The sequence below is a fragment of the Paenibacillus sp. 01T424 genome (assembly GCF_056398745.1).
In genome coordinates this window covers 11,906-30,547 of sequence record NZ_JBFTPZ010000023.1, presented here as the reverse complement: position 1 = coordinate 30,547, position 18,642 = coordinate 11,906, and the positions used below count along the sequence as shown (strand labels likewise).

11 protein-coding genes are annotated in these 18,642 nt (G+C 45.7%); 9 read left to right on the top strand and 2 right to left on the bottom strand.

Annotation, left to right across the window (positions count from 1 at the left end; genetic code table 11):
• The first annotated feature begins 18 nt into the window (after positions 1-18).
• The 9 genes from AC1DPK_RS17875 (at position 19) to AC1DPK_RS17835 (ending at position 14,930) form a co-directional block, all read left to right on the top strand.
• The gene (locus tag AC1DPK_RS17875) at positions 19-2,970 is read left to right on the top strand and encodes an extracellular solute-binding protein (protein ID WP_477511194.1); all 2,952 of its coding nucleotides are present in this window, start codon (positions 19-21) and stop codon (positions 2,968-2,970) included.
• A 111-nt stretch (positions 2,971-3,081) separates the two neighbouring features.
• Positions 3,082-3,966, top strand: coding sequence for a carbohydrate ABC transporter permease (locus AC1DPK_RS17870; protein ID WP_256711010.1), 885 nt, complete (start codon positions 3,082-3,084; stop codon positions 3,964-3,966).
• A 4-nt stretch (positions 3,967-3,970) separates the two neighbouring features.
• Complete coding sequence (locus AC1DPK_RS17865) at positions 3,971-4,843, top strand: carbohydrate ABC transporter permease (protein ID WP_076270040.1); 873 nt, start codon at positions 3,971-3,973, stop codon at positions 4,841-4,843.
• 17 nt (positions 4,844-4,860) lie between these two features.
• Positions 4,861-6,918 carry a YIP1 family protein gene (locus AC1DPK_RS17860; RefSeq protein WP_477511193.1) on the top strand — a complete coding sequence of 686 codons (2,058 nt, stop codon included), beginning with the start codon at positions 4,861-4,863 and terminating at the stop codon, positions 6,916-6,918.
• A 22-nt stretch (positions 6,919-6,940) separates the two neighbouring features.
• Complete coding sequence (locus AC1DPK_RS17855) at positions 6,941-9,532, top strand: DUF5696 domain-containing protein (protein ID WP_477511192.1); 2,592 nt, start codon at positions 6,941-6,943, stop codon at positions 9,530-9,532.
• Positions 9,522-10,406, top strand: a complete 885-nt coding sequence (locus AC1DPK_RS17850) for a carbohydrate ABC transporter permease (RefSeq protein ID WP_076270038.1) — start codon at positions 9,522-9,524, stop codon at positions 10,404-10,406. The genes AC1DPK_RS17855 and AC1DPK_RS17850 overlap by 11 nt, the downstream gene beginning before the upstream one ends.
• 15 nt (positions 10,407-10,421) lie before the next feature.
• Positions 10,422-11,375: a carbohydrate ABC transporter permease gene (locus tag AC1DPK_RS17845; RefSeq protein WP_076270037.1), complete on the top strand. Its 954-nt coding sequence runs from the start codon at positions 10,422-10,424 to the stop codon at positions 11,373-11,375.
• 90 nt (positions 11,376-11,465) lie between these two features.
• Positions 11,466-14,231 carry an alpha-mannosidase gene (locus AC1DPK_RS17840; protein ID WP_477511191.1) on the top strand — a complete coding sequence of 922 codons (2,766 nt, stop codon included), beginning with the start codon at positions 11,466-11,468 and terminating at the stop codon, positions 14,229-14,231.
• A gap of 150 nt (positions 14,232-14,381) precedes the next feature.
• Positions 14,382-14,930 (top strand): SGNH/GDSL hydrolase family protein, encoded by a 549-nt coding sequence (locus tag AC1DPK_RS17835; RefSeq protein WP_339208579.1) that lies wholly within the window; start codon positions 14,382-14,384, stop codon positions 14,928-14,930.
• Between the two features lie 64 nt (positions 14,931-14,994).
• On the opposite strand, the gene AC1DPK_RS17830 is transcribed toward AC1DPK_RS17835, so the two are convergent.
• Positions 14,995-15,810, bottom strand: coding sequence for a creatininase family protein (locus AC1DPK_RS17830; RefSeq protein WP_477511190.1), 816 nt, complete (start codon positions 15,808-15,810; stop codon positions 14,995-14,997).
• Between the two features lie 23 nt (positions 15,811-15,833).
• Positions 15,834-18,536: a glycoside hydrolase family 10-like protein gene (locus AC1DPK_RS17825; protein ID WP_477511189.1), complete on the bottom strand. Its 2,703-nt coding sequence runs from the start codon at positions 18,534-18,536 to the stop codon at positions 15,834-15,836.
• Between the last annotated feature and the right edge of the window lie 106 nt (positions 18,537-18,642).

Genomic DNA, 18,642 nt, shown 5'->3' with positions numbered 1-18,642 from the left:
AGGGAGGAGGGGGAAACGATGCGGCGACCAAGCGTTAAAGTCATTTCGTTATTGCTTCTGTCACTAGCTGTTTGTGTCTCCTTGTTTTTTCAGGAGTCCGCACTAAATGGCACGGTTACTGCTGAAGGAACATCGGCAAGCAATCGGAATACCCATTCGACGGCTTTAGATGCGCCATATGAAAAGGGTGGTTATGACGAATACTTGTCTAAATATGATCCTATTCAACTGGCTGCTAACGATACGATTGTAATCGAAGGGGAGAGCTACAGCGAAGTTAAGGGAATGGAAGTTTCTATCGTTGAGAATAGAGCGGGCAACGAGGGGCAAGCGGTTCTCACGGAAGATTCAGGTGCGATTTCCTGGGCATTCGAGGTTAAGCAAGAAGGACTATACAATCTCGGTATACATTTTTATAGCGAGCCGGGCAAGGATTCAGATATTGAAAGGGAGCTGTTAGTGGATGGGGAATCGCCATTTAATGAAGCTAGAAGCATAACCTTCAATCGAATATGGAAAAACGAGAAGCAAAGCTTCGATCGCGATGCAAGGGGAAATGATCTGCTGCCTAACCAAATCGAAGAGTATATGTGGCAGGAAAGCTTAATTAAAGATAACACGGGCTTTTATGAAGAGCCTTTTTTATTTTATTTCTCGAGAGGCCAGCATACACTGACGCTGACTTCGGTTAAAGAGCCGCTCGTCATCGATTGGTTGAAGCTGTCTGCACCGGAAATTGCTCCTACATATGCAGAGGTTGCCAGCAAGTATAAAGAAGATGGGCTAAAGCAGGCTGCAGACGTTTCGATCAAGCTTCAAGCAGAGCAAGCTTTATACAAATCTACGCCAAGCTTGCTGCCTTATAATGATCGTTCTTCTCCCGCGGTCGAACCTTACCATGTATCAAAGCTTCGCAATAATGCAATGGGTGGATGGGCATGGAGAATGCCGGGACAATGGATTGAATGGGAAATTGAAGTAGAGCAAGAAGGGCTCTATCAAATCGCTTTGAAAAACCGTCAAAACTATTTGAATGGCATGTCTGCGCTGCGCTCCATTTATATAGATGGGAAGCTGCCCTTTAAGGAGTTGAAAGAGGTTCAGTTTCCATATAACCATTCTTGGCAAATGAATGTTTTGGGAACGAGCAAAGATGAGCCTTATTTATTCCATCTCACTAAAGGCAAGCATCGGTTGCGGATGGAAGTGACTTTGGGCGAGCTGGCGCCAATTCTGCGATCGGTGGAAACGAGCATTCTTGAGCTAAATGCCATGTATCGCCAAATCATCAGCTATACAGGTACCGTTCCGGATACCTTTCGTGATTACAATCTGGAACAGCGCATCCCTGAAATGATTGAAGTGTTTGAGAAACAAAGCGAGCTGCTCTATAGCATTGCGAGCAGTATGGAAGGACCATCCGAGAGTGGAAATGACCGTACAGCGATTATTAATAGACTAGCGTATCAGCTTAAGGACATGGCGGGCCGCCCGGAATCCGTGCCATCACGGATCGAAGCATTTAAGACGAATGTTGGCGCGCTTGGCTCATGGATGCTTACGATCAATGAACAGCCGCTTGCTTTGGATTATTTGATCGTTAGCTCGCCAGAAGCAAAGCTGCCGAAGCCCGAAGCAACCAGATGGGCAAAGATGTTAACAGGGATCAAATCGTTCGCAGCATCCTTTAGTGAAAACTACGATGATTTCTCGGATGAAGAAGAGACGAAGCAAAGCGTTACTGTATGGGTAACATCGGCTCGTGACCAAGCACAAGTCATTAAACGATTGATAGATGATCGTTTTACGAGTACGACGGGCATACATGTGAATTTAAAACTCGTAAGCGCGGATGTGCTTCTACCGTCAACCGTCTCGGGGAAAGGGCCGGATGTTGCTTTGCAGGTTGGCAACGACTTGCCGATGAATTACGCGAGCCGCAGCGCTCTTCAGGATTTATCTGCGTTTCCAGATTATCCGGAAGTACAGCAGCAGTTTCTAGCAAGCGCCATGGTGCCTTATGAATATAAAGGAAGCTATTACGCATTGCCTGAGCAGCAAACGTTTCCGATGATGTTTTTCCGAAAAGATATATTGGAGGATGAGCTGCATTTGAAAGTGCCGGAAACGTGGCAGGATGTCTATGATATGCTGCCTACGCTCCAGAAGCATAACTTGCAGTTTGGTTTACCACAAAAACCGCTTGATTCCATTGGCAATGAGCTTGCAACGACGAATATTATGACGCTTCCGCCCAATCCTGCATTTGCGATGTTTCTGCTTCAGCAAGGCGGCCAGTTTTATAAGGACGGTGGTAAATCGAGTGATTTGGATTCAGAGACATCGATTTCGGAGTTCAAGAAGTGGACCGATTTTTATGTCAATTATAAAATTCCAATCGCAGCTGATTTCGCAAACCGCTTCCGAACAGGCGAAATGCCAATCGGTATCGTCGATTATACGATGTATAACAAGCTGACTGTTTTTGCACCTGAGATCAAAGGGCTGTGGTCATTTGCGCCTGTTCCAGGCGTTGCTGCTGCCGATGGTTCCTTCCACCGCGAGGTAGGCAGCGGAGGCTCGGCATCGATTATGTTCAAGCAAGCGAAAAACAAAGAAGAGGCGTGGACCTTCTTGAAATGGTGGACAGGCAAAGACACGCAGGTTGCTTTTGGTAGACAAATGGAAATTCGAATGGGTGCTGCTGCTAGATACCCAACGGCAAATATGGAAGCGTTAGCTTCACTTCCTTGGCCAACGAAGGATTTTCAAATGCTGCAGGAGCAAATGAAATGGGTTAAGGGCATACCAGAGGTTCCGGGTGGATATTTGACAGGCAGAAATATCGATAATGCATTCCGCCGTGTTGTCGTTCAAGGAGAAGATCCGCGTGAAACGATGGACAAATATGTAAGGGCGATGAATGAGGAAATTACATTAAAGCGCAAGGAATTTAATCTTCCTTATTAGAAACGAGGGGCTTAAATGAAACAGCAGTTAGCAGMCCGCCCCGTAACAAGGGGGAAAGGCGATTCACGTATTCTAGCTCACGGGAAAGAGCTGAAGCCAAAATTAACGCGCATGTTTGTTGAAATGAAAAAAAGTAAACACGCTTATGTGCTGCTGGCACCATACTTTATTATTTTCTGCACATTTACTGTACTCCCTGTGCTATTATCGCTGCTGCTTAGCTTTACGAATTTTAATTTTCTTGAGAAGCCTAGGTGGATTGGCTGGCAAAACTATTCAAGATTACTCGTTCAAGACGATATTTTTCTGATTGCGGTAAAAAACACGTTTTTGTTCGCGGCCATTACGGGGCCGATTAGTTACTTGGCATGCTTCTTATTTGCATGGCTTATTAACGAACTAAGGCCGAAGATAAGAGCTTTTCTTACGCTCGTCTTGTATGCGCCATCGATTGCGGGCAATACCTATTTGATTTGGCAGCTATTGTTCGCAAGCGACTCTTATGGTTATGCGAACTCCTTTCTAATGAAGTGGGGCTTCATTATGGAGCCGATTCAGTGGCTGCAAGATACGAGGTATGTGCTGGGTATTCTCATTCTCGTTCAGCTATGGCTAAGTCTCGGCACATCCTTTCTAGCCTTTATCGCAGGGCTGCAAAATGTAGATCGCACCCTGTACGAAGCGGGAAGCATTGACGGCATTCGCAACCGCTGGCAGGAATTATGGTTCATAACACTGCCTGCTATGCGTCCACAGCTGATGTTTGGTGCGGTTATCCAAATTACGTTGGCGTTCTCCATCGCAGAGATCTCCATCTATATGATCGGTTTTCCAAGTGTGGATTACGCAGCACACACGATTGTTACCCATTTGGTTGATTACGGATCCATTCGGTATGAGATGGGTTATGCGTCGGCGATTGCCACGGTATTGTTCAGTATCATGCTCCTTACAAATCTCTTAACGCAGAAGCTGCTCGGAAAAGTGGGTGAGTAGAGGGATGAAACGATCTTTTAAAGTGTCAAAGAGGCTGAATCGTTCCTTGTCAGTCGATATACTGCTGTTTCTGCTGCTTGGCGGCGTCGCTTGTTTTATGGCATTGCCGCTTGTGTTTACGATCAGCAATGCATTTAAGCCGTTGGATGAAATTTTCTCCTTTCCTCCAAAGCTGTTCGTTCGAAATCCTACTTTCAAAAATTTCAGAGATTTGCTTGGTATATTCAGTGATTCATGGGTGCCCTTCTCAAGATACGTATTCAATACTTTTTTCATTGCTATCGTGGGCACCGTGGGGCATGTCATTTTTGCTTCGGCAGCGGCTTACCCTCTTGCCAAGCTTAAATTTCCGGGGAAACGAGTGTTGTTCTCGCTCGTTGTACTCTCCCTTATGTTTACCGCCTACGTTACACAAGTGCCGAACTACATGATCATATCGTGGCTTGGTCTGATTAATACGTATTGGGCGATCTTGCTGCCTGCTTTCGGCATGACTCTAGGATTGTATCTCATGAAGCAATTCATGGAGCAAATCCCGGATGCTCTGCTAGAAGCAGCCAAAATTGACGGAGCGAGTGAATACCGAATTTATTGGCAAATTATTATGCCGATCGTTAAGCCAGCTTGGCTGACGTTAATCATTTTCTCATTGCAAAGCTTATGGACAAATGGTTCAGTAACGAGCCACAAGTATATTTACAGCGAGCAATTAAAAACGGTRGATTACGTTTTTGGCCAAATCGCAAGCGGAGGACTTGTTAGAACAGGACCGGTAGCTGCAGTAACACTGCTGATGATGCTTGTGCCAATCACCGTATTTATCGTAACGCAGAGCAATATTATTCAAACCATGTCTACATCAGGCTTGAAGGAATAACAGGAGGGAAGCAACGGATGAAGAGAATCATCGCCGCGTTATTTATCGCATCGCTCATGATCGGTGCGGCCGCTCCTGTTGCAGAAGCCGCAATAGATACCTATCAGTATTCCTATTGGGGAGATGCTGTGCCCTCGCCGAATGCATACAAAATGGAGCAAGTCATTTACGGTGACAACTGGAGCAGTGGACGTCTTGCTTCGCCAATGGATATGTTCGTTGGCAAGGATGAGCGAATATACATTGCGGATACGGGCAATAACCGAATCATTATATYGAACAAGGAATTTCAAGAAGAACTGGTCATTTCCAAATTTGATAATGAAGGAAAAGAAGATGCGCTGAATAAGCCGGAGGGGGTATTTGGCACAAACGATGGTCTCATCTATGTGGCAGATACACTCAACCGAAGACTTGTCGTATTTGATACTGCGGGTAAGTTCATACGAGCAATAGGCGAGCCTAAATCAACGCTGCTGCGGCCAGGGTTTCAGTACGCGCCAATTAAGGTAGCCGTTGATAAAGCGAAGCGAATATTAGTCGTTAGCCGCGGGTCTTACGAAGGAATGATGGAGTTTGACGATGAAGGGCAGTTTATCGGCTTTATTGGAACGAACCGCGTAAAGTTCAGCCCGATTGATCTGTTCTGGAAACGGATATCGACCAAAGCACAGAGACAGCAAATGGAGCAGTTCATACCGCTTGAATTTAACAATCTCGATCTTGACGAGGACGGGTTCATCTACACCTCAACCTCAGAAGAGGATTCGAACCGGCCGATCAAACGGCTGAATCCATCGGGAGCTGATATTTTGCGGAGCAAGGGTTATTTTCCGCCCAAGGGTGATATTGGCACTTTGAAGACGGGGACCAACCCGGGCAGCTCCATATTCATCGATGTGGCTGCGGATCAAGCTGGCATGTATTCCGCGCTTGATTCTAAGCGGGGACGGATATTTACTTACGACAAGGATGGAAATCTGCTGTACGTGTTTGGAGGGTTAGGAAGCAAGCAGGAGAATTTCCGTACCCCCTCTGCCATTGAAATTATGGATGATCAAATACTTGTGCTAGATAAAGATAACGGACGATTGACCGCATTTGAGCCAACCCGCTATGGCAGCTTGATTAGGGAAGCCGTTATTTCGCTTTATCATGGCAAAACAGAGCAATCCACAGCCGCTTGGGAGAAGGTGCTTCAGCTAAACGGAAATGTGGAGGTGGCCTATTTAGGCATCGGCAAATCTCTGCTCAAAAAAGGCGAATACCATGAGGCGATGTCTTATTTCAAGCTTGGGAACAACAGAGAGTATTACTCCGAAGCCTTTAAGGGTTATCGAAAAAGCATCGTGCTGGCGCATTTTGGCACTATTGTTTTCGTTGTTGCACTAGCTGTTGTACTTGGTTTTGCACTCATGAAGTGGAATCGGAGAAAGGTGAATGGCCAGCACTTTCAGGAGTTCGGCATTATCAAAAATCCTTTCTACACGATGATGCATCCCTTTAATGGCTTCTGGGAAATGAAATACGAGCAGAAGGGCAGGCTCAAGCTCGCTTTAGGCATTGTGTTTCTGCTTGTCATCTTCACCATTATTAAGCGGCAATACAGCGGCTTCGTCGTCAATTTCAACAACCCAAGCCAATTGAACAGCTTGAACGAATTAACTTTTATCGTATTGCCTTTTGTTCTGTGGTGTGTTGCGAACTGGTCCTTAACGACCTTGATGGATGGTGAAGGTAAATTCAAGGAAATTGTGATGGCGACAGCTTATGCGATGATGCCATTGGTTATCATTTATTTGCCTCAAACGCTGTACAGCAATTTAATTACAGGCAGCGAAAGCTCGTTCTATTATTTGCTTGATGGGGTTGCCCTGATCTGGTCAGCGTGGCTGCTGTTCACAGGTACGATGACGGTGCATCAATATTCAGCTGGGAAAACGGTTATGACGATGCTGCTTACACTCGTTGTCATCGGAATTATTGTTTTTATCGGGGTATTATTATTCAGCATGCTCCAGCAGATGATCAGCTTCGCCATTTCTGTCTATAAGGAATTATCGTTCAGATTGTAGTGTGCGGGAAGGAGAGATGGTCGTGACAGGTAAGAGGAAGATGTCCAGCATCCTGTTCGCGGCACTGCTTGCGAGCGTTGTTGCTGCAAGTGCGGCAGGCTGCAGCAAGAAGGAAGAAGCTGGAGCGCAGATAAACCTCGGCACAAAAGAAGCCGAGGCCGTCTCTGATCAGCAGGAAGACCGGGTGATTGGAGCAGGACGTAAATCAACTGCGGTCAACACGGATAAGGAGCTGCAAGCGTTGTCGGCGATGGAATTAGTGAAAGAAAATGACGCGCTTCAGCTCTATATCAACCGTGAAACAGCAGAAATTGCCCTAAAGGACAAACGCGACAGCTACGTCTGGTTTTCAAACCCGGTTGAGAGAAGCGAGGATCAGAAAGCTTCGCCTTTGTACCATTCAGAGCTATCCTCACAGGTGCTGCTTACTTACTACAATGAAAAAGGGCAGGTCAATGCTTTCAACAGCTATGATGATAGCGTCGCAAAGCAGCAATTTGAAATAACGGACGAAGAGAACGGGATCAAAGTCGTTTATCGAATAGGCAATATTGCCAAAGGTTTCGCTAATATTCCAAAGGTAATAAGCAAAAAAAGATTTCAAGAGCAAATCTTGGATCAGATTGCCGATGAAGAGCTGAGGAAAAGTGTTGAATACAAATTCAGCTTCGATGAGGCAAAACAAATTTATGTCGTCCGCAAGCTGCAGGATTACGTAGCGGAGGAAATCTCTGCGACACTCGAAGCTGCGGGCTACACAGCAGAGGATGCGCAGCAGGATAACGAAGAGAACGGCGCAGCCGACGCTGCATCAGCCGCAAGGGCAGAATTTACGATTCCAATTCAGTATACGCTGGATAATGAGCAGCTTGTTGTAACGATTCCGGGTAAGGAGCTGCAATTCAATGCGGAATATCCAATTGCCAGCGTACAGGTGCTTAAACATTTTGGCGCTGCTGGTGTGAAGGAATCGGGATACTTGTTCGTGCCTGACGGCGCAGGCGCTCTAATTGAGCTGAACAGCGGAAAGCACCAAGCGGAACCCTACAATTTGCCTGTGTACGGCAATGACGGTACGTACAATGTGAAAGAGAAAATACAGACGAATGAGATGACAAGGCTGCCGGTATTTGGGCTTAAGCGATCCGACCATGCTTTATTTGGAATCATTGAAAATGGTGATGCGATGGCAAGCATCACAGCAGATGTAAGCGGACGAAATGACTCCTATAATACCGTTGGCAGCAAGTTTCAAATTTCATCAATGGACTTTTACACGCTTACGTCGGGGACAAAAACAAGCTCTGTGCCGATGTTCCAAAAGAAAAGGTATGACGGCGACTTATCCATAAGATATTCCTTCCTTAGCGGTGAAACCTCCGATTATGTAGGAATGGCTGCTGAATATCGCAATTACTTAATCAATAAATTCAATATACAAAAGCTGGATAAAGTCGAGGATTCGCCGTTTGTGATGGAGCTGATAGGAGCATTCCGGGTAGATAAATCATTCCTCGGAATACCGTATGAAGCAACACAATCGCTAACCAGCTTTTCTGAAGCGAAAAACTTGCTGCAAGAGCTGATGGATACGGATATCGACCATATCGATTTACGTTATGTCGGGTGGTTTAATGATGGTATTCGGCACAGCTCGCCAGCAAGTATCAAAGTCGTGAATAAGCTGGGAGGCAAAGAAGGGCTTCGTGAGCTAGCTGATTTTGCACAGAAAAACGGGATCGGCTTCTACCCGGATACAGCCTTTTTGGAAAAATACAAAGGTTCCAGCGGATCGGCTACATGGCTTGATCGCGGAGAAGCAAAGGTTTATCAATATAATCCGGTTATGTACGATCAGGATACTTCAAAATTTTCCCACTATATCTTATCGCCTGCTGCGCTGCCGAAGCAAATAAACGGTTTTCTGGCGGATTACAATGCGCTCGGCCTGCACGGATTATCGCTAAGAGATATGGGAAATCAGGTCAATTCCGATTACAATCCGGATAAAACGATAACCCGTCAGGAAGCGCTGGAAATGATTAAGACACAGACGAATAAGCTGAGCCTTCAGGCGCAATCGATCATGGTGAATGGCGGCAACGCATACAGCTTGCCATATGCAGATGTAATCGTTAACGCACCGACCAAGAGCAGTCTGATGAATATTACAGATCAGGATATTCCGTTTTATCAAATTGCATTGCATGGCTATTATGATTTGGCTGGCTCACCTTACAACATGGATGATAAACAAAATCCTCGTTTATCGATGCTGAAGGCGCTGGAAACGGGCTCGAGCTTATATTATCAATGGTACGCCAGTGACTCAACGAAAGTGAAGGACACCGACTACGATAACCTTTATGCTTTGAACTACAAAGATTGGCTTGATGAAGCGGTGCAGCTCTATAAGGAAGCAAATGGCGTATTGTCAAAGGTTCGGAATCAGGTCATTGTGAAGCATCGACAAATCGTGCCGGGCGTCGCGGAAACGACATTTCAGAACGGTTATGTCATTACGATCAACTACAATAATAAGGCGATAGCAGTAGAGGGCATGCAGCTTGCAGCTCAAAGTTATCAGGTAGGCGGTGAGGCAGATGTTCAATAAGCCATTGACCTTGGCGCAGAAAAAAGCATGGTGCGGCGTGCTGTTCGCCACGCCATTAATGCTGGGATTAGTCATGCTGTTTATCATGCCGCTCATTCAATCCTTACGTTTCAGCTTAAGCTCAATAAGTTTGGTTGAAGGCGGCTTCGCAGTAAAGTATGAGGGTTTCGCAAACTTTCGTCATCTATTTCTGACAAATGCAGATTTTCCACGCAGGCTGACTGAATCGGTTACAGATATGATCGTTAATGTGCCAATCATCATCGTATTCAGTCTCTTTGCAGCGGTGCTATTGAATCAGAAGTTCAGAGGAAGAGCGATGGCAAGGGCAGTCTTTTTTCTACCCGTCATTCTAGCATCTGCGGCTATAGCCAATATGGACATTAGCAGCTTTGTTGGAAGCTCTTCATCATCTAGCGGAAGCGGAAACCTTATGCAGAGCTTCGAGCTGAAAAAGATGATGATGGAGTCCGGCTTGGCGCCTGTATTCGTAAATTATATCTCGGATGCGGTTGACCGAATCTATGAAATTATTAGCTCCTCTGGCGTCCAAATTCTTATCTTTCTTGCGGGCTTGCAATCCATTTCTCCCTCACTGTACGAATCTGCAAGAATTGAGGGGGCAACGGGCTATGAGATTTTCTGGAAAGTTACATTCCCAATGATGACGCCGCTTATTCTGACGAATTTAATTTATTCCATTATTGATTCATTCAATAACAATTCGGTTAACGCACTTATTTCGGAAACGGCATTCAAAACGTTTGAGTTCGGGCAGAGCGCAGCGATGTCTTGGGTGTATTTTATCGTTGTCGCTATAGTACTCAGCCTATCAGCGGGCATCATTTCGAGAAAAGTGTTTTACTACGATTGAGAAGGAGGAGAGGCCATGAAGCTGCCGGCCATTCACGCGGAAAGGTTTCACCGCCACTATAATCCGGTCGAGAGATCGAAGCGATTGTTATGGACGTTGCTAAGGTCAGTACTCGTTTCTGGTTTTTGTTTTATTATATTATTTCCGCTATTTCTTCGTTTCTCGGTCGCATTCCGCAACAAAATTGATATCTATGATCCGACGGTGCTGTGGATTCCTAGAAACTTCACGTTGGACAATTTTAAAATTGCGATGGAAGCGACCCACTATTGGGCTACTCTACTGAATACGTTTTTGATATCGGCGGGAACGACTGCCATTCAACTCGCATCCTGTGCGCTAGCGGCATACGCTTTTGCAAAGTTGAAGTTTAAAGGCAGCGGCATCCTCTTTGGATTCGTTATATTCACCATTGTTGTACCGCCGCAGACGATTATGATTCCGCTATATTTAACGTACAGGTACTTTGATATGTTCGGTTTAGTAGGTTTGTTTTCGAAGAGGGACAGCTTTAATCTAATTGATACCTTTTGGCCTTTCCTAATTTCATCCGCTACGGGAATGGGGCTCAAAAACGGTCTATATATTTATATTTTTCGGCAATTTTTCCGAGGCATTCCGAAGGAGATTGAAGAAGCGGCCGTTGTTGACGGCTCAGGTGTTTTTAAAACCTTCTATAAGATCATGCTGCCGAATGCCGTTCCTGCTATCGTTACGGTTGTGCTGTTCTCCTTCGTATGGCAGTGGAATGACAGCTATTATGTCTCGTTGTTTCTCAGCAAAGTAAAAGTATTGTCAACGCAATTAGCAGACATGGGCTCTGTGCTTGGCAAAGAACCCGATCTTGTGTATCAATCCATGCTGCTGAATACAGGCGTTCTCCTGCTTATGCTCCCGCTTATCATCATGTACTTGTTCGTACAGCGCTATTTCGTAGAAAGTGTAGAGCGTACAGGCATCGTAGGCTAACGCAAGCAAAGTGAGCATTAATCGGCATTAGGCAAGAACGTGGAGCAGCGTCTTTGCTTTCATCCCAAACAGAGAATGGAGAAGGATACTTTGATATCATCTACTACTGTTCATATCATTTCACACACCCATTGGGACAGGGAATGGTACTTGCCATATGAGAAGCACCATGTTAGATTAATTGCGCTCATCGACCGTTTGCTTGAGACGCTGGAGCGAGATTCGGATTTCAAAAGCTTCCATCTTGATGGCCAGACGATTATATTAGAAGACTATTTGCAAATTCGTCCGGAAAAAAGAGCGCTGCTTGAGCAGTATGTTCGCGAAGGACGCATTCATATTGGACCGTGGTATATTTTGCAGGATGAATTTTTGACGAGCGGTGAAGCAAATGTACGCAATCTCGTTTATGGACACCGAGATGCTATGCAGTTCGGCAAAGTTGCAAAGGTGGGTTATTTTCCGGATTCGTTCGGGAACATTGGGCAAGCACCGCAGCTGATGCTGCAAGCAGGGATCGAGAATGCTGTGTTCGGACGCGGTGTGAAGCCAACTGGCTTTAATAATGAAGTTTCTCAAACGAAAGCCTACGAATCACCGTTCTCCGAGATGATTTGGGAGGCTCCTGACGGCTCAAGAGTGATCGGCATTCTGTTCGCCAATTGGTACAGCAACGGCAATGAAATTCCAACTGATCCTGAAGCTGCAGGTGCTTATTGGCAGCGTAAATTAAAGGATGTCGCCGAGTATGCTTCAACGCCCCACTGGCTCATGATGAATGGCTGCGATCATCAGCCGGTGCAGACGGATGTAGCACAAGCTATTGCGACAGCGCAGCAGCTATTTCCGGAATATCAATTTGTCCATTCGAATTTTGAAGATTATATTAGTGCGGTAACCGCATCACTTCCTGAGAAATTGTCCATCGTTAAGGGTGAACTAAGAAGCCAGCATACCGATGGCTGGTCGACGCTAGTTAATACTGCATCTTCGCGAATCTATCTTAAGCAAATGAACCAAACAGGTCAGACGCTGCTGGAGAAAGTGGCCGAACCGATAGCAGCCTTTGCTTATTTGACAGGCCATGCTTATCCTCATCATCTATTCACTTATGCTTGGAAAACACTGATGCAAAACCATCCGCATGACAGCATTTGCGGATGCAGTGTCGATGAAGTCCATGCAGAGATGGTGACCCGTTTCGCCAAAAGCAAGCATGTCGCCGAGAGCATAATCGAAGACAGCTTATCCGCAGTCGCTTCGAAGGTAGATACGAGCGGATTCGCTTCCTTTGGAGAGGTTGCCTCTACATTCGTTGTTGTAAATACAACGGGCTGGCTGCGTTCTGGTGTTGTTTCCACTGATGTTGAGATCGAGCGCATCTATTTCAATAGTGGAATAGATTTTTATACGATGAAGCAGCGACTGAAGGAAATTGATTTAGCAGGCCTACACCTCGTGGAGTCAGAGGGCAGCAAGGTCTCCAGCAGCATAGAAGATCTAGGCGTACAATTCGGATACGATTTGCCCGAGGATCAGTTCCGTCAGCCTTATTTTGCTAGAAAAGTACGTATTCAATTTGAGGCGCACGGTGTACCAGCACTTGGCTACAGAACCTATGCGCTGATTAGAAATGACTACTCTAAACAGCTTCAAGCTGAAGAAGGCTCTCTAATTAGAAATGAACGAGAGATGGGCAATGATTATTTGACCGTAACGATCGCTGATGACGGTTCCTTGACTATTGTTGATCATCGTTCGAATGAAGTGCTACGTAATCAGTGTATATATGAAGATACAGGAGACATCGGTAATGAGTATATGTACCGCCAGCCAAACGGTGACGTCCCGCTGACAACGAGAGGTCTTCAAGCCGAAATACGCATAACGGAAGATACACCTTTTCAAGCCAGCTTTGAAATTACGCACCAGTTGTTAATCCCGAAGTCGGCAGAAGAGCTGTTGCAGCAGGAGAGAGAAGAGCTGATTTGGTTTACTGGACGAAAATCAGGCAGGTCGGATAAGCTCATTCCTTTTACGATTAAGACGAAGGTATCACTTAACAAAAACAGGCAAGCACTGCAAATAGAAACCACCTTTAACAACGAGGCTCTTGACCATCGTTTGCGTATGTTGTTCCCGGTAGACTTTCAATCGAAGACACACTTGGCAGATTCAATCTTTGAAGTGGTGGAGCGGGATAATACCCCTTCGGAGGAATGGAGAAACCCAAGCAATTGTCAGCATCAGCAAGCTTTTGTGACGTTGATTGGCGAGAAGCAGGGTGTTACGATCGCCAACCTTGGTTTAAATGAATATGAAGTTTTGCGAGATGAAGATGAAAACAATACCATTGCGGTTACTTTGCTGCGTGCGGTGGGAGAGCTAGGTGATTGGGGATATTTCCCGACCCCTGAGGCGCAGTGTCTCGGCGAGCATACGGTTAAGCTTGAAATTATACCTTTTCCGGTGGAGAATCAACATGCAAAGTCGGAGTTCATTGGACATGGAGCTATGGCATCGATGAAGGAAGCTTATCAATATCAAATTCCATGGATAGTGAAGCWGACGGGTACACATGAGGGTGAGCTTCCAAGCCGTTTTTCCTTTATGCAATGGGAGGGTGACAAACTATGTTTGTCTGCTCTTAAGGTATCGGAGAACACGGGGGATTTGATCGCGCGCTGGTATAATCTATCACGAGATGAGCAAACGTTAAGCGTATACCCTTCGCTGGGCGTGAACGCAGCACATCGCAGCAGCGTTATGGAACAGAGGCTGGAGGAATCAGAGCTTGGCCGAATGGTGGTTCGTCCCGCTGAAATCATTACGCTTAGTTTAGATGTTTCTTTGTAAATTAGCATACGGAGTATAACACACCCCTAACTGTCTTTGAGAAACGGTTGGGGGTGTGCTATATTTCAAGAGGGATGAGGATGACATGGACGTAAGCATCAAGTTTGCGGCATGGGCAAATATTATGAAAACAAGGGGAAGGTGTTAAGGATGAAAAGAGTACTGCTGCTCGGAGATTCGATCCGAATGGGCTATGAACCGCTTGTGCGCGAGGCTTTGAATGAAACGGCAGAGGTTGTTGCACCTGAGGAGAACGGCAGATTTGCGAAACATACGTTATGGGGAGTTAACTTGTGGATCAGAGATCTGGGCAAACCAGATATCGTTCATTGGAACAACGGATTATGGGATTTGCATCATGAAGCGCCAATGGTCGAGGCACTAACTTCATTAGAAGAATATTTGGAAACGCTTAAACGGACGGCAAATGAGCTGCAAAGAACGGGTGCAAACATCATATTTGCAACAACGACGCCTGTTCCAGCCGATGCGATTGGGCGCAGCAATGCAGAGATTGATTTATACAATGCGGCAGCTGTAAAGCTGATGGAAAGCCTGGGCATACAAATAAATGATCTGAACGCTACCATAAAAGAAGATCTAGCGTTACATATTTGCGAGGACCGTTTGCACTTATCTGAACGAGGAAATCGTAGATGCGCGGAGAAAGTCATCGAGCACATCCATAAATATTTGTAATGTAAGGAGTAAAGGAAATGGCAGTCCAAAGCCTGTAGCTAGGCCGGACTGCCATTTCTTGTTTTTAACGGATAAGGTTCACATCGTCGCATCGATCAAAAAAAGCGGTTTGCTGCTGCAAAGAGGCTTCATCATTTTTGCAAGCGTGTATAGCTTTGGCGAAGTTGCTTGCGCACATTGAAATATACTCCTTACCATACGCTGCCGTCGACAATGAAGGATCGCCCGCAATCTGATTTGGGAACTCCATATACCAATGGATGCCAGCGGACAACCTATGCTCCGTTAGCGTTCGTCCAAGACCTTTGGACTCCCACTCGCCTGGATTCAAACGGTCCATATGGACTAGAGACGGATTAATATGAAGAATTTGCGATGTTTCCATATGATCGGCATGCCCATAGTCATCTGGCGTTTCATAGGATTGATCAAGATGAGCAAGCTGCTCGGCATTTAATTCCCATAGATTATAGGCGTACACAACATAATCCTTGCGTTCATCAAGCATCGTTTGGACGAAATAGCTCAGCAGATTGTTATTGCCGCCGTGCCCATTGGCCAAAATAATTTTGTTGAAGCCGTTGCGCCTAATTTCCTTGCACACTTCCTGCAAGAGGCGCAGCTGCAGCTCACTGCCAAGAGCAACTGTGCCTGTGTAATGCTTCACCTCGGATACTTGGCCGAAAATATAATAAGGAAAAATAACACAGGACTCTAATTGAGCTGACTTCTCTACAATTTCTCTAGCGATCATCATATCCGTTCCGAGGGGAAGATGATCGCCATGCTTTTCAAGACAGCCGATCGGCAGCACACAGACTCGGTTCGTTGACTTCACGGCCGCCTCAAATTCCTTGACGGTTAAGTTTTCCCATAACATACAGTTGGTCCTCTCTGTGTTGTTTAGTGCGCTGCCTTGGATACGTAAACGAGAATAATGGTTTCCAAATAATTAAGATCCGCAGCCATTCGTTTTTTAACTTCTACGTTCAAAGCACGATCCGATTCGATACGCTCCAGAAGCTTCTCTATTTTCTTAAGTGCTTCTTTGGCGTCCTTGCCAACTGATTTTTTATCCTTCCAGCTTTTTTCAAGCTGCTCCAGCTCTTTTACATATTTCTTATCGTTATCCATCCCATTGAACGGGACATAAATCTGTTTGATTTTGCGCTGCATTTCGGAAATGATCGTTTTGAAGGATGTTAAAACATCTTTGTCTGGCACGATGGCGGGTTTGTTGTAGAGCCCTGCTAAAAGCGCCTTGTCATATTCATTTCCAAACAACGATTCAAATTCGAACAAAGCTGAGCCGGAGACGCCTACTGCGACGGAGTCGTTTATTTGTTTAAGCAGCATCTCCTTCGTTAAGCCAAGATTCGTTCCGACACCAATGACGATCAGCGCTTTGTTGTTTGCGAGTGTAACGGAGTTTAAGGAATCAGTGGCAACAGATGAAGCGTCTGGATGATAGGACATCGGAAAGAGCTGGTCGATATAGTTTTTGGCAATCCAGTCCTTTGGCTCTTGGTGCATGAACTCTGGCCCATTCACGTAGTTCGGCCATACGGCTGCGGAGACTCGGATATCCGGCTTCAATTTTTTGGCTTCACTGGAGATCCGATATACGAACTCATTAATCGTATTTTTTCTAAAATCAACCCACGCTTGCCAAAGGTTGTCGCCGGGACGAAGGTCGATCGGATCTGCGCCATGCTTCTGCTTGAACAGATTGCGCGTATAAGAGTCATAACCAAAATCGTTCGTGTAATCACCTGCATCGGGATAACGAATATAGTCCAAATGCAAGCCGTCTACTTTATATTTCTGAAGCAGCTCCTTATAAATTTCAGAAACAAAGTCCCGTACTTCAGGCCTTACAGGGTTGAGGAAATAGTACTGGGTGTTGTAAAGTGGAACGTCTTGATAATCATGGCCTTGTCTACTAATCATGGACCATTCCGGCTTAAGGCTTCTGACGGGACCTGCCATACTGCCGACGCCTACCAAAAAGTTTTCTACCCACGCATGAACCTCGATGCCTGCTTTTTTGGCTTCTGTTATATAGGCGTTCAATACGTCAAAACCGCCATAAATCGGATTTTGAGCAGCTAGCGGATGGCTCGTTGGGTAAATCGTAAAGCCATTCCACCACGTCTCTAAGTAAATGGAGTTGATATTTAAAGCGTGAAGCTTCGCAATATGCTGCTGAACCTGCTCGAGATTCGTTTCCTTCGGACGAATCCAAATGGATCGATGGTCTACAGCGCGGGATTCATAGCCCATGAAGCTGGCTTTCTCTACCCGTGCGTTCAGCTCTGTGAACTGGACCGTGAAGGAAGCGAAATCACCTTGTGCAATCTGGCTTTTCAAATCGACCAATGCTGCTTGTGCAGATGTAATTTGCTGTTCCATACCGTTATAGTTAATGTCTAGAAACTGCTGCTTGGAGAGAATAAGCTTTTGCTTCGCGGCATCTATTCCTATTTGCGCTTTATCCAGATAGGATTCTGGCGTGAACAGAAATAACGCTTGTTTCTCATCCGTGAGCAGCTTGAAGCTGCTACCTATGGATACATGCTCGCTTAGCCAGCTTGCTTTGACGCCATGCCCGGATATGACATATCCGCCAGCTGGAATGGTAGAATTATTGCCGCTCACCTGCGTGACCTTGCCTTCCGAGTTTACGACAACCTCGTAACCCCAAGGATTCGTTCCCGTTGCTGCGCCATAGCTGTTGTCGTAAATAATGAGCTGATCCGTTCCGCGGTGTCCGGGGTATGGTTCATTGCTGCCGTCATCCCAGCCTCCGGGATTATCTTCTCTCGTTCGCGGATTTAAGGCGTCGTATCCTATTTTGGAGGCTTCAACTAACACTTCATTGTTCATATTCAATTCAACGGCATCTCCAATCCGCACAGTTCCATTTAATTTGGCAAAAAACGGACTTTCAGCTTGAATAGAGAGAACGTATCCACTTGCAGGAATGGATGAGTTGTTATCGAGCCAATTGCCGCTAGTATCCTGCGTCATCGTTGCTATTCGCGTAACGGAACCTCCGTCAACGGTGATCTCCATGCCCCATGGATTTGTTTTTGTTGCAGGGCCGTATTCTGGCAAGTACAGAACGATATCCGCCGCTCCGCGCCCTGCATTAACCTGAGTAATTGGAACGATCTCTTCATTAACGGTAAAATATTGGGCTGGATAAACCGAAATAGGAAAGCTCGTTGTAATGGAATCTCCAATCTTGAAGCCGCTGATCAATGAAGCTTTGTTTCCCGTTCCAGTTATGACGTATCCGTTAGCAGGAATATAAGTGCCGTTAGTGCTGTTTGTATATATGGCTGTAACGATTTCGTTTGTAATGATGGCTTCTGTTGTCGGAACGAGCGGAGGTTTTGTTGTGGTTCCGTAGCTGCGGGTAAATATCATGAGTTTGTTGTCTTGACTCTCTTGATTAATGAGGTCAACGATGTGGTTTGTGCCGTCCTCAAGCGTAATGGATGGCTGGTCAGGAGAAGCGGGCTCTGAGAAGGCGGTTGAAGAAATGCTGATCAGAAGAAGGGCAACACAAAGAACGAGATTAAACAATCGTTTGGTCATCATGGCATACACCTCGAATCTTCTCATTTGTACGCATAAAACAGAACCTTACACTTCACCGCCTTTCGGATAAAGTAGCTGTTCATGTTCATGATGGATTGTTTATCTA

Excerpts from the sequence above, each read along its gene's own strand:
- AC1DPK_RS17835 (WP_339208579.1), top strand. The coding sequence starts at position 14,382 with ATGAAAAGAGTACTGCTGCTCGGAGATTCGATCCGAATGGGCTATGAA.
- AC1DPK_RS17875 (WP_477511194.1), top strand. The coding sequence starts at position 19 with ATGCGGCGACCAAGCGTTAAAGTCATTTCGTTATTGCTTCTGTCACTA.
- AC1DPK_RS17845 (WP_076270037.1), top strand. The coding sequence starts at position 10,422 with ATGAAGCTGCCGGCCATTCACGCGGAAAGGTTTCACCGCCACTATAAT.
- AC1DPK_RS17830 (WP_477511190.1), bottom strand. The coding sequence starts at position 15,810 with ATGTTATGGGAAAACTTAACCGTCAAGGAATTTGAGGCGGCCGTGAAG.
- AC1DPK_RS17825 (WP_477511189.1), bottom strand. The coding sequence starts at position 18,536 with ATGATGACCAAACGATTGTTTAATCTCGTTCTTTGTGTTGCCCTTCTT.
- AC1DPK_RS17850 (WP_076270038.1), top strand. The coding sequence starts at position 9,522 with ATGTTCAATAAGCCATTGACCTTGGCGCAGAAAAAAGCATGGTGCGGC.
- AC1DPK_RS17870 (WP_256711010.1), top strand. The coding sequence starts at position 3,082 with ATGTTTGTTGAAATGAAAAAAAGTAAACACGCTTATGTGCTGCTGGCA.